11 protein-coding genes and 1 riboswitch are annotated in these 12,443 nt (G+C 61.3%); of the genes, 3 read left to right on the forward strand and 8 right to left on the reverse strand.

What is annotated here, in order from left to right; genetic code table 11:
- The first annotated feature begins 38 nt into the window (after nt 1-38).
- Entirely contained in the window at nt 39-1,004 is a 966-nt protein-coding gene (locus EN869_RS01350) for a D-2-hydroxyacid dehydrogenase (RefSeq protein WP_127227989.1), read from the forward strand.
- Between the two features lie 43 nt (nt 1,005-1,047).
- Here EN869_RS01350 and EN869_RS01355 read toward each other — a convergent pair whose 3' ends face one another.
- The 8 genes from EN869_RS01355 to EN869_RS01390 all read right to left on the reverse strand — a co-directional run bounded on the left by EN869_RS01355 (nt 1,048) and on the right by EN869_RS01390 (nt 9,215).
- Entirely contained in the window at nt 1,048-2,214 is a 1,167-nt protein-coding gene (locus EN869_RS01355; protein ID WP_167506974.1) for an MFS transporter, read from the reverse strand.
- Between the two features lie 396 nt (nt 2,215-2,610).
- Complete coding sequence (locus tag EN869_RS01360) at nt 2,611-3,387, reverse strand: hydroxymethylpyrimidine/phosphomethylpyrimidine kinase (protein ID WP_245489497.1); 777 nt, start codon at nt 3,385-3,387, stop codon at nt 2,611-2,613.
- Nucleotides 3,357-3,962, reverse strand: a complete 606-nt coding sequence (locus tag EN869_RS01365) for a thiamine phosphate synthase (RefSeq protein WP_127227987.1) — start codon at nt 3,960-3,962, stop codon at nt 3,357-3,359. The genes EN869_RS01360 and EN869_RS01365 overlap by 31 nt, the downstream gene beginning before the upstream one ends.
- Complete coding sequence (locus tag EN869_RS01370) at nt 3,959-4,732, reverse strand: thiazole synthase (protein ID WP_127227986.1); 774 nt, start codon at nt 4,730-4,732, stop codon at nt 3,959-3,961. The genes EN869_RS01365 and EN869_RS01370 overlap by 4 nt, the downstream gene beginning before the upstream one ends.
- A gap of 3 nt (nt 4,733-4,735) precedes the next feature.
- Nucleotides 4,736-4,933, reverse strand: a complete 198-nt coding sequence (gene thiS / locus EN869_RS01375) for a sulfur carrier protein ThiS (RefSeq protein ID WP_127227985.1) — start codon at nt 4,931-4,933, stop codon at nt 4,736-4,738.
- Nucleotides 4,917-5,900 carry an FAD-dependent oxidoreductase gene (locus EN869_RS01380; RefSeq protein ID WP_127227984.1) on the reverse strand — a complete coding sequence of 328 codons (984 nt, stop codon included), beginning with the start codon at nt 5,898-5,900 and terminating at the stop codon, nt 4,917-4,919. The genes thiS and EN869_RS01380 overlap by 17 nt, the downstream gene beginning before the upstream one ends.
- Entirely contained in the window at nt 5,897-7,717 is a 1,821-nt protein-coding gene (thiC, locus tag EN869_RS01385; RefSeq protein WP_127227983.1) for a phosphomethylpyrimidine synthase ThiC, read from the reverse strand. Before thiC ends, EN869_RS01380 begins: the two co-directional genes overlap by 4 nt.
- Nucleotides 7,718-7,829: 112 nt before the next feature.
- A riboswitch (TPP riboswitch) is annotated at nt 7,830-7,941 on the reverse strand.
- Between the two features lie 80 nt (nt 7,942-8,021).
- On the reverse strand, nt 8,022-9,215 hold the full coding sequence (locus EN869_RS01390) for an MFS transporter (RefSeq protein WP_127227982.1): 1,194 nt from the start codon (nt 9,213-9,215) through the stop codon (nt 8,022-8,024).
- 686 nt (nt 9,216-9,901) lie between these two features.
- Here EN869_RS01390 and EN869_RS01395 point away from each other — a divergent pair.
- Together EN869_RS01395 and EN869_RS01400 are read left to right on the forward strand one after the other, a co-directional pair.
- On the forward strand, nt 9,902-11,044 hold the full coding sequence (locus EN869_RS01395) for an ABC transporter ATP-binding protein (RefSeq protein ID WP_127227981.1): 1,143 nt from the start codon (nt 9,902-9,904) through the stop codon (nt 11,042-11,044).
- A 21-nt stretch (nt 11,045-11,065) separates the two neighbouring features.
- Nucleotides 11,066-12,439, forward strand: a complete 1,374-nt coding sequence (locus EN869_RS01400; protein WP_245489498.1) for an extracellular solute-binding protein — start codon at nt 11,066-11,068, stop codon at nt 12,437-12,439.
- Nucleotides 12,440-12,443 lie beyond the last annotated feature (4 nt).

Raw genomic sequence — 12,443 nt, forward strand, 5'->3', positions numbered from 1 at the left:
CGAAGCCATGCCTGCTTTCGAAAAGATCCAGTGTCTCCATGATCAACTTCGTTTTCGTTCCACCTCAGTCAGATGTCTCGCGGGCTTTCGCAGCGCAGTTGCGGCATGATGTCGAGGGTATGGTCGTTCATGTCCCCGAGACAGAAGCGGAAGCGATCGCGTACCTGGCGGATGCTGACGCGGCTTTTGGAGCGCTCCCTCCGGAACTGCTTCAACATGCCCGGAAACTGCGTTGGCTTCACTCCCGGCAGATCGCTCCGCCGCCTGGCTATTTCCACGAGGCGCTCATAGAGCACCCAGTGATCGTAACCAACACCCGGGAAGTCTATAATGACCATATTGGCGCGCACATCCTGGCGTTCGTTCTCTCGCTTTCGCGGGATCTGCCTTACTATCACACTGAGCAACTGAAGGGTCGATGGGCTCCCAAGCCTTTGAATAGCGGGGTCGTGTTTCTGCCTGAAGCGACCGCCCTCATAGTGGGCGTGGGTGGCATCGGGGCAGAAGCTGGACGCATGCTTTCGGCTTTCGGCACGCGAATTGTCGGGATCGATGCACGACGCACCTCGGCGCCGCCTGGCTTTGCCGAAATCCACGGCGTCGAAGTTTTGGATGATTTGCTTCCGTCTGCGGATTTCGTGATCCTTACCGTACCTCATACTCCGCATACCGAAGGTATGATGAACCTCGATCGCTTTCGACGAATGAAAACGTCGAGCTTTTTCATCAATATCGGCAGGGGGTTGACCACCCGACTTGACGATCTGGTGGTCGCGCTCAAGGAGGGGAGCCTGGCAGGAGCAGCGCTTGACGTGTTCGATCAGGAGCCACTTCCGGAAGGCCATGCGCTTTGGGGCATACCAAACGTGTTGATCACGCCTCACATGGCAGGGTTCGGCCCGTATCTTGAGAAGCGTCGGTACACAATACTGCGTGACAACTGCTTGGCCTTTGTCCAGGGCGGGCCCCTCGCAAACATCGTTCAGAAGCAGTCCTGGTTCTGATTGAACAAATCCCATGCCGGGTGGCGGCTGAACAAATCCGCATTCAGAATCGGTTGGCGACACGAATTGAAGCGGTTCCAGCCAACAGAAACATGGCTGCCAGCAGCAGGTAGATGTTGGCCAGGGAAGTTGCCTCGGCCAGGGTCCCGAAGCTGGGCGCGGCGGCCAGCGCAATTATGTACCCGGTCGCGAACACGACCACGATGCCGGATGCGTCGCCGCGCCTTCCTGCCATGCTCAACAATGTGGGGAAGATATTGGCTACCCCGACGCCGAGCAAGGCAAAACCGGATAGCGCCATTACCGCCAGATCGGCGAATGCCACGATCGCAAGGCCGATGATTGCGAGGCATGCCGAGGTCGCAAGAAGTTGCTTTTCACCCATGAAGGTCCTCACACGATCGCCAGCCAGCCGACAGATCGCCATTGCACTTGCAAATGCGCCATATCCCAGCCCCGAGTAACCGAGATCCAGCGCAAGATTGCCAGTGAGGTAGAGAGGACTCCAGTCACGGACCGCTGCGTCTGTCGACATACACACCCCAGCAAGCACACCCGCAACAATGAGCAACCACTTGGCGCTGAGTGGCCGGGCTGCCGCTGTCCCGTGACGTGGCCCTCCGGCAAGGAGCTTGCCTTGGTTCGCTTCAAAAAGCATCGACAGCAACACAACGGCAATCAATGCGCCGAAGGAGCTTCCGGCATTTTTGACAAGCAGACCTCCCAGAATCGCTCCGGTAAGGCCGCCGAGGCTCCACATGGCGTGGAATGAAGACATAAGGGCTCTTTCGGAGGAGCGCTCAGCCTCAACGGCCTGCGCATTCATGGCGACGTCCATGGTATTGCCCGCTAGTCCGAGAACCAGCAGGACGAGGGCGAATACGAAAGGGACATGTGTGAATGTGGCCAGGACGACCGTCGTCAGGAGTATCGGGGCTGCGACGCGAACCACCTGTCTACTGCCAAAACGCGCAATCAGAGACCGACTTGCCAGCATGGCCAAAAGCGAGCCGACGACAATCATGAACAGTGACCAGCCGAATTGGCTTTCAGATATGGACAGGCGGGCCTTGACCGTCGGTACGAGCGAAGACCACGTGCCGAAGGCACTGCCGTGTACGAAGAATGTGGAAAAGATCGCCGTGCGGCTCCTGCTGGCATTCGGAGACGCGATGGTAGCCTGTTCCGGGGAGCATATCGGACTTTCCAACAGGTCTGGTCTCCGGTGACGTGTCGCGCCTCCAGCGACACTATCGATCGTTCGAAAGGCTCGATCGACTGTTCTCGCAACGGCACTTCCTAATCGCACCTACAGCGGATAAATCTGATTTGTAAAGGTTTTCATTAAGGCGAAGCACGCTACTCGAAGGCCCTTGGCGATCCTTCTCGACGAATAGCTCAGCCGTCGCGCCGCGGGCAGGGCTGTTGGCCGTGCTGATACAAGTGCGCCCGAACTTTGGGCAAGTGATCAGCGCCGCCGGTCTTTGCATGCTGGCTGCGGTAGATCCGGGCCGTTGGCTCGGTGGTGCGCTTTGCCTCCGCGCACAGCAGGTTGAATTGTCGTCAATGCAGCGGTCGGCGGATCGCTGGGACAGATCGACGGCGTCTACTGAGCTCCCTCTCGAACAAACCGTTCGAAAACATACTGCTTGGCACCACGAACGCTCTCTTCCAGTGAAGCGCCGAGGGCAAGAAAGGTCGCGACAGCGGTGGAGAGCATGCAACCGGTGCCCCGCATCCTGTGCTTCAGGCGCGCTGCTTCGAAGCGAACGGCCGGGCCATCCGGTGGAAGAAGCAGGTCAACCGCTTGCGGTCCCCGCGCGTGTCCGCCCTTGACCAGCACCGTGGTTCCAACGGTGCTCGATAGTTGCTTGCCCTGCCGGCAAGCGGCTTCTTCGTCTAACGCCAGCACCGAACGAGTCAGGGCAGCCAATTCGACGAGATTAGGCGTGACCAACCGGCAAGCCGGCATCAGATCCCGACAAAGCGCGTCGATTGCGTCCACCGCTAACAACAGTCGTCCCGAGGTCGAGGCCAGCACCGGGTCGAGGACGACCGGCATTTGGCGATCGTCCGCCAAAACAGAGCCGACCGCTTGGATTGCCGCCGCTGTCCCCAGCATGCCGATCTTGACCGCCGCAACCGGGTTGGCCGCAAAGGCGGCGCGCATCTGCGCGGCGATAAGCTGCGGCGGCATCTGCTCAATGTGCTCGACAGTTGCGTGCGTTTGGGCGGTAACGGCCGTGACAGCGAGGCAGCTGCGCAGCCCAAACGCCGAAACGGTCTCGATGTCGCGGGCTATTCCGGCACCGCCGCTCGAATCCGACCCGGCCACGATGAGCACATGCGGAGTCATCGCCATGGCGCCGTAGCCGCCAGCCATTCCAGCATACGTGCCTCGGGATGTACGTTGCGGGTGATGTCGGTTACGACAGCAGCGCTGTCGGCGCCCTGCGCGAAGACACCGGCAATGCGCTCGACGGTCAGCCCACCGATCGCCACGACCGGAATGTTGCCGACCCGCTGTTTCCATATAGCGATGCTATCCAGCCCCTGCGGAGCCCATTTCATCGCCTTGAGGATGGTCGGGTAGATCGGGCCAAGTGCGACATAGTCGGGTTCGGCTTCAAGCGCGGTTTCCAGTTCGGCGTCGTCGTGGGTGCTCAGGCCGAGTTTCAGCCCCGCTCTGCGGATCGCCTTCACGTCGGCCTCCGCAAGATCCTCCTGGCCGAGATGGACGAAATCGCAATTCTCCTCGATCGCGAGGCGCCAGTAATCGTTGACGATGAGCTGACAGCCGTGGCGGTCGCATACCGCCTTCGAAGTGCGGACCTCGCGGCGCAGCGAAGCTTCGTCCAGGTCCTTGATGCGCAGTTGCACCAGCTTCACGCCAACCGGCACGAGACGTTGGACCCACGCGGCGGAATCGACGATCAGGTAGAACGGATCGAGCTTCATGAGAACGCCGCCATGCCGATGACGGGGGTTGAGGGGACGGCCATGTCGCGCGACTCGAGCAGACCGGCGCAATAGGCCTCGCGGCCCGCCTCCACCGCCTTACCGAAGGCCGCGGCCATGGCGACGGGGTCGCATGCTTTGGCCACGGCCGTGTTGAGCAGTACCGCATCGTAGCCGAGCTCCATAACGGTGGCGGCGTGGGACGGGCGGCCGATGCCGGCATCGACGATCAGCGGCACGTCCGGGAAATGGCCGCGCAGGCTCCTAAGCGCATCGGGGTTTTGCGGCCCGCGCGCGGAGCCGATCGGCGCGCACCAGGGCATCAGCACCCGGCAGCCGGCCTCAAGCAGGCGCTCGGCGACGACGAGGTCGTCGGTCGTATAGGGAAAGACCTCGAAGCCTTCCGCGACGAGGATCCGTGCCGCCTCAACCAGCCCGAACACATCGGGCTGCAGTGTATCGTGGTTGCCGATCACCTCAAGCTTGATCCAGTCCGTGCCGAACACCTCGCGCGCCATCCGCGCCGTCGTCACCGCCTCGTTCACCGAATGGCAGCCTGCGGTGTTGGGCAGAACGCGAACGCCGAGCGACTGGACCAGCGACCAGAACTGGCCGCCGGACTTGCCGCCGGAGGTCTCTCGGCGCAGCGATACGGTGACGATCTCTGCACCGGACGCCTTGACCGCCTCAGCCATGATGGCAGGCGAGGGGTAGAGCGCGGTACCGAGCAGCAGGCGGGACGAGAGCTTTTGTCCGTAGAGCTCGACCATGGATTAGCCCCCCTTCATCGGCGAAAGGATTTCGATGCGGTCACCCTCGGTGAGCTGGCAGCGGTCGCGCTCCCTGGCCGGCACGACGTCGCCGTTCAGTGCGGTGGCGAGCCAGCCGCCCTGGAAATCGAGTTCGGCGAGCAAAGCGGCAAGCGTCTCGGCCGCGACCTCGTGGCTCTGGCCGTTAACGATGAGCTTCAAGGGCGAACTCCTTTGCTGCGGGATTTCCCAGGATTAGGTCGGCGGCCTGCCGCGCCATGGCCGGCGCAAGCAGGAAGCCGTGGCGATAGAGGCCGTTGATGCGAAGGTTCTTTCCGTCGCGGTCGACGCGCGGCAGGTTGTCGGCAAAGGCAGGGCGCACGCCCACGCCTGCCTCGACAAGCTCGGCTTCGCCGAACGCCGGGTGCAGCGCGTAGGCCGCGCTGAGCAGCTCCATGGCCGAGCGCGCCGTGATCGGGCCTGCGGCATCGGATTCGACCATCGTCGCGCCGACCATGAAAAGGTTTTCCGAGCGCGGCACGACATAAATCGGGATGCGTGGATGAAGCAGGCGGACCGTCCTGGCAAGCGAGATGTCGGCGGTTCGCAGCATAAGCATCTCGCCGCGCACGCCGCGCAGTTCCGGTCGCCTGGCGGCGATGCCGGTGCAGTCCACCTCGATATCCGGGATAGCCGACGCGGTGCTGCCGTGGAACTCGAGACGCGCGCCCATGCCGAGCAACTTGTCGCCCAGTGCATGCAACGCCTTGCGTGGGTCGAGATGCGCTTCGTCAGCAAAGAACAGCCCGCGCCCGAACCGGCCGGCGAGGGCTGGTTCGAACGCCGCGATCTCACCGGCGCCGAGCTTTCTGAAGCCGGATGTGCGGCGGCCGAACCGGTCCAACTCGCCGATGTCGCGGGCAGGCGCCAGCACCAGCGTACCGCCGCGAGAGACATGGCCGGGCAATGCCGCGTCCCACCAGTCGGCCGCGCCGCGTCCGAGTTTGAGCACCGCCTCTTCGGCGCTCTCGCGCTCGCACCAGGGCGCGAGCATGCCGCCGGCCTGCCAGGAGGCATTGCCGGCGATCTCCCCGCGCTGCTCGATCACGGTCACATCGGCGCCGCGCGTTGCCAGTTCGTGCGCGAGCGTCAACCCGGCAACGCCAGCGCCGCGAATGAGCACCTTCATGGCTTGGTCGTGCTCCCTGTGGTGCCGTTGACGGGCATGTAGAGGTCGCCGCCGTCCCGGTACTTCGCTGCCATAGCCGCGAGCCCTTCCTTCTGGGCTTCCGCGCGAATGTCGTGCGAGATCCGCATCGAGCAGAATTTGGGGCCGCACATGGAGCAGAAATGCGCCACCTTGTGCGCCTCCTTGGGCAGGGTTTCGTCGTGGAAGGCGCGCGCCGTCTCGGGATCGAGCGAGAGGTTGAACTGGTCCTCCCACCTGAACTCGAAGCGCGCCCGCGACAGCGCGTCGTCCCTGACCTTGGCCGCCGGATGGCCCTTGGCGAGGTCGGCGGCGTGAGCGGCGATCTTATAGGTGATGACGCCGGTCTTGACGTCGTCGCGGTCGGGCAGGCCGAGATGCTCCTTCGGCGTGACGTAGCAAAGCATCGCCGTTCCGAACCAGCCGATCATCGCCGCGCCGATGCCAGACGTGATGTGGTCGTAGCCCGGCGCGATGTCAGTGGTGAGCGGCCCCAGCGTGTAGAAGGGCGCTTCGCCACAGACCGCGAGCTGCTTGTCCATGTTTTGCTTGATCTTGTGCATCGGCACATGGCCGGGGCCTTCGATCATCACCTGGCAGTCCTTGGCCCAGGCGATCTTCGTCAGCTCTCCAAGCGTTTCCAATTCGGCGAACTGGGCCCTGTCGTTGGCGTCGGCGATCGAGCCGGGCCGAAGACCGTCGCCGAGCGAGAACGCTACGTCATAGGTGCGGCAGATGTCGCAGATCTCCTCGAAATGCTCGTAGAGGAAGCTCTCCTTGTGGTGATGCAGGCACCACTTGGCCATGATCGAGCCGCCACGCGACACGATGCCGGTGACGCGGTCGACGGTGAGCGGGATGTAGGGCAGGCGCACGCCGGCATGGATCGTGAAATAATCCACGCCCTGTTCGGCCTGCTCGATCAGTGTATCGCGAAAAACCTCCCAGGTCAGCGCCTCGGCGATCCCGCCGACCTTTTCCAGCGCCTGGTAGATCGGCACTGTGCCGATCGGCACCGGCGAATTGCGCACGATCCATTCGCGGATGTTGTGGATGTTGCGCCCGGTCGACAGGTCCATCACCGTATCGGCTCCCCAGCGGATCGCCCACACCATCTTCTCGACCTCCTCGGCCATCGACGAGGTGACGGCGGAGTTGCCGATATTGGCGTTGATCTTCACCAGGAAATTGCGGCCGATGATCATCGGCTCGCTTTCGGGGTGGTTGATGTTGGACGGGATGATGGCGCGACCGCGCGCCACCTCGTCGCGAACGAATTCCGGCGTCACGAAATCCGGGATCGCGGCGCCGAAGCTCTCGCCATCACGTTGAAGTTTCGAACGCAACTGCTCGCAGCCGAGGTTTTCGCGGATAGCGACGAACTCCATTTCCGGCGTGATGATGCCGGCGCGCGCGTAGGCAAGCTGGGTGACGGCACGGCCGCCAACGGCGTGCAACGGCCTGTTGCGCACCGGGAACTCTGGCGTCAGCCGATCGGCCGAGACGAAGCCGTTGTCTTCGGGCTTGATCGTGCGGCCCTCGTAGCGCTCCACGTCACCGCGTGCCTCGATCCATGCCTCGCGCAACCGCGGCAAGCCGCGCTCGATCTCGGTCTTCACCGCTGCGTCGGTGTAGGGACCGGACGAGTCGTAGACCGTGACCGGCGGCTCGCCGGCGCTCGGGTGGACCGAGATCTCGCGCATCGGAACCCGCAGCTGCGGGTGAAGCTGGCCGGGCTTGTGGACTTTCTTGGAAGCGGGCAATTCGCCGACGGTGACGGTCGGGGTGTGGGCATTCATGAGTGAGCCTCCTTGCTCGAGTGCAACGGAGACCCAGTCCACGCGATGAGGAGGAAGTGACGCTTCGCGCAGGATGCGGGCACCGCCCGAATGCCGAAGTCGGATTGCCGACCCGCGAAACCTCGCACCGTCCCTACGCCAGTATGAACTGGATCAGGTTCAACGGGTCACTGCGCGCGATAGCAGTATCTCAGCCCCTTGCCGGGACTCCCCTGGTGAGGCAACGAGGATGGACGATGGGAGGTGGCACTGTCAACTCTTTAGGCGTACGCCGACTCGACCGAACCCTCAAAGTGGCCGTTGTTCAGCTTGAACCGTCTTTTCTGTGCATCAGAGATGGCGCCGAAAAAGAAATTGCGACAAAGGCCAGCGCGGTGACGCTGAAGCTGCCCGCGAGCGAGGAGATTTGAGCGATCAGCCCCAGCAATCCTGGCCCTAACAGCAGTCCGGCATATCCGATCGTCGTTACGGTTGACATGGCACGAGCAGCAGACCTGCCGCCCACACGGCCAGCAGCCGCAAAAAGGGTAGGCACAATGTTGGCAAGGCCAAGACCACAAACCGTGAGCGCCGCGAAAACAATGATAAGATTGCCGCCCATGAGGATCATTGCGAGCACTGAACCTGCGCAAACCATCGCGCAGTAGCGCAGTGTTCGCACCTGACCGATTGAGTTGGCGATAGCGTCACCGAACAGGCGCCCCATTGCCATCATCGTCGAGAACGCAGCGAAGCCGTAAGCTCCTGCACTTTCTGATCCACCCGATCGCGTCACGATGTAGATCGCGCTCCAATCGATCATTCCGCCCTCGGCCAGCATTCCTAGAAATGCTAGACCGCCCAGGAGGTAGAGGTGCCTATTGAAGGCACTCTGGGATCGAGCATCCCCGATCTCGACAGCGGCGGCAGGGGCGTGGATCCAGCTCAACTGGTTCCATCCAGCCCAGGCGACGAGCGCAACCGTCGCAACACCAATTCCAGTCACCCCAAGGCAAAGGCTTAAAGCGCCGCCCCCTGACAGTATCCGTCCCACGACCAAAGCGCCCGCCAAGCTTCCGAAACTAAACACGGCGTGGAATGACGACATCACCTGCCGACGCATAAGACGCTCCAACGCCGAGGCGTCTGTGTTCATCGACACGTCCAGCGTTCCAAACCCGGCGCCGGCAAGGAACACAATCATTGCTAGCGAAAGGGCTCCTCCGGCCCAAGGAAGGGCCAACAGCGCGAAGCCGAATGTGAGCGAGCCCAAAAGGCTGAGCAGACTACTCGGAACAATCGCCACCAAGCGGCCGACATTGACCATCATCGCGATCGCGCCCAGCGCGAAGCAAATCAGGACGAGTCCAAGTTGCCCCTTGGCGAGGCTCATCTGAATGCTGAGAACTGGGAGGGAGGATGCCCAGGCACCAATGCCGACGCCGCCGCCTAAGAAGAAGAGGCTGCAGAACAAACGGCTGTTTTGGATGGCTGAAGCGATCGTCGGGCTTTCCTTCACTGCCGTCGACCTCCGCATGGCTTCGTCGTTTTTGTCTAGGTGCCACTGGCCATGCGATGCAAACGCTTTGCCTCTCATAACAAACACCAACGAGCGAGGTGGTTTTTTCGCTCGAATCTCATCAGTAATTGGCGAGAGCCGACACTCGGGCAATTTCGCAAGTCACCGATAGCCGACGCATAACGACGCGGTGAGGATCCATGGCTTGCCGATAGGCGATCCAGTTTCGTAGCCCGCTGGCGATTGGAACTTAAAGCTCGTTCACCTAAATGTGATAAAGTAGGAAAGCCCAAGCTCGGCGCAAAATCCCCGAATCGACCCGTTTCTTTAGCAGGGTGACGCACTCCCCGCGTCTTGCTGCAACAACATTCGCCCCCCTGCGAAATTGCTGTTCGAGCGGAAACGGCGGCAAATACCGGGCAAGTCGGGTCGCTCCGGTGTTACGAAAACAACAACATGGTTCCTGCCTCACGCAGGCCAGACACCAAAGCATGCGATCGACAAGGGAGGTTTTGACGACATACGGTCGGCCGTCTCGCCTTGGCCTGGAGTGCCTTGGGCTCGCGCCGTCTAGTGCGTGTTAGATCGCAGTAAAAGAACGTTGCCTGCACCTGTCGAATAAAGGAGTGCGCCCTCATGCCTTGCGTGTGGACGAACGATTTCTCTTGGCCTTCGGAATCGCAGCCATGATCCGCTTCGAGAACGTCTGGAAGGTCTACGGCAACTATGCCGCCATATATGACCTTCAGCTTGAAGTCAGGGACGGCGAGTTCATGGTCTTCGTCGGGCCTTCTGGTTGTGGCAAAACCACGACGCTGAAGATGCTCGCCGGGCTTGAGTTGCCCTCATTCGGCCGAATCTGGTCCGACGACAAGGACATCACGCTCCTGCCATCTGGCCAACGCGACGTCGCGATGGTTTTCCAAAGCTACGCGCTTTATCCTCATATGACTGTTGAGCGGAACCTCGCTTTCGGACCGACGGTTCGGGGCGAGCCCAAGGCAGAGATAGCCGACCGCGTCAAGCACGTAGCCTCTCTCGTAGGACTGGAAACTCTTCTTCGGCGACGTCCGGATGAACTATCTGGTGGCCAACGTCAGCGAGTGGCGCTTGGGCGGGCGATGATCCGTCAGCCGCGAATTTTTCTCCTCGACGAACCGCTCTCGAATCTGGATGCGGGATTGCGCACGCGGATGAGGGCAGAGATCGCTGAGCTGCAGCGCCGTGTTGGCGTGACGACGGTCTATGTGACCCACGACCAAGTGGAAGCGATGACCATGGGCCATCGCATCGCCGTGTTCAATCAGGGACGCATTTTGCAGGTTGATACGCCCGCCAACCTCTACAGAGCACCCGCCAACAAATTTGTCGGAACGTTCATCGGGTCACCCAAGATGAATATCCTCCCGGCCGCGCTTTCGGCGACCGGCGGTGCGGTGGACGTCAAATGCCTTGGAACGGAGTTTTCCGTATCCGGGCAATATCTCGCCGACAACGATCTCCCCTCGTCCGTCGAGCTTGGAATTCGCCCAGACGACATACACTGGACGAAGGACGCTCCGTCGAGATGCACTCAGAAAATGCAGGGCATCGTCAGCGGAGTTGAAACGACCGGCTCGGAGACCTTCGTCCTCGTGAACGTCCGAGGAACCGAAGTAAACTCCAAGTTCCCGAGCTTCGCACCTATCCGGATCGGCCAGACTGTCGACCTCGTATTCGATCCCGTGGACTTGCATTTCTTCGATGCCGTAACCGGAAATACGCTCCGAAAAGACCTACCGGGACAATCGGAAAGATCCGAACTTCGCCCTACCCAGCCAATCAACTGAAGAATGGAAGGAACGTTTGCGATGAACACCAGAGTACTTTCTCGGTTTCGATCTGCGCTGCTTGGCGCGACGGTCATGCTCGGCGCAACGATTGCTGCCGGCAGTTCGGCAATTGCCGGTGACACTTTGAAGGTCGCCTACAGCCTGGACTACTTCATGAGCTCTCCGGATCTGGCCAAGAAATGGTTCGGCGAAATGAAAACCCAGTTCGAGGCCGCCAACCCCGGTGCCACCCTGGAACCAATCCCGATTCCTGGCAGCTTCGATGATTTCAACACCAAGCTCAGTCTTCTTATGAACTCACCCGCGACCGCTCCCGACGTGATCCAGATTGCGGCGCAAAGCGCCGGTCAATGGTCCGGCAGCGGGCTCCTGGCACCGTTGGATGATGAGCTGAAGTCTCGCGACTGGTGGCAGTCCTATCCCGAACCCATCAAGCAGGAAGGGACCATTGACGGCAAAGTCTATGCCGTGAGCGAAGGCGTCAACACCTTCGGCCTGCTCTACGATCGTGAGAATTTCGCAAAGGCCGGCCTGCCAAAGGACTGGAGCCCGAAATCGTGGAAAGACATCCTCGACGCCGCCAGAGCCATCAAGAAGGGCGCTCCTTCCGTATGGCCCATATGGCTCATGACCGGAACGGCGCAGGGTTCGGAAGGCACGCTCATGGGCGCCGGCCTGCTCCTTTCGGCTTCGAGCGACCCTACCATCCTCGATGAAAAGACAAAAAAATGGGTGGTGGACAGCAAGGGCTTGCGCGAGATGCTGAGCTTCTACCGCGATGCCGCTGCCGAGGGGTTGCTGGCGCCCGCCTCCCAAATCTTGGATGCCAACGCTCCAAACAACGGCGCCCAGCATATGCCAAAGCACGAGCTCGGCATCGGATTTGCTGGCAACTATTGGCCGACCATGTGGAACAAGACGATCTGCACGCCCTGTTGGGATGATCCCGACAACTCGATCGCACTCGCTCCATTGCCAACATCGCTTGGCCAGGCGCCGGGCTTTGCCGCGTCCTTCGGTGGGTGGAGCCTGTCAGTTAACGCCAAGGCCTCGAACATGAAGTTGGCCTGGTCCCTGATCGACATCATGCAGAAGAAGGCCAATCTGGTTGAGCTCGACCAATATGGCGGCCTTGTGCCTCCAGTGCCGGCGTATGCCGAAGACCCTGGCTATGTGGCCTTTGCCAAGAAGCCGTTCCAGGTGGAGTATTCAAAGCTGATCGCGAACGCGCACAGCATGCCGGCCAGCACTGAATACAGCGTTTGGAGCTTTGCTGTAGCGCAGGCGACGGAAACTCTGGTTCTCAAGCCTGAGACGCCTATCGATGACGTCGTGAAGACGATGCGGGAATATGTCGTCAACCAACTCGGCGACGATCGCGTCGAGCCGTAGAGGA

The organism is Mesorhizobium sp. M2D.F.Ca.ET.226.01.1.1, from assembly GCF_004022705.2.
Taxonomy (GTDB): Bacteria; Pseudomonadota; Alphaproteobacteria; order Rhizobiales; family Rhizobiaceae; genus Mesorhizobium.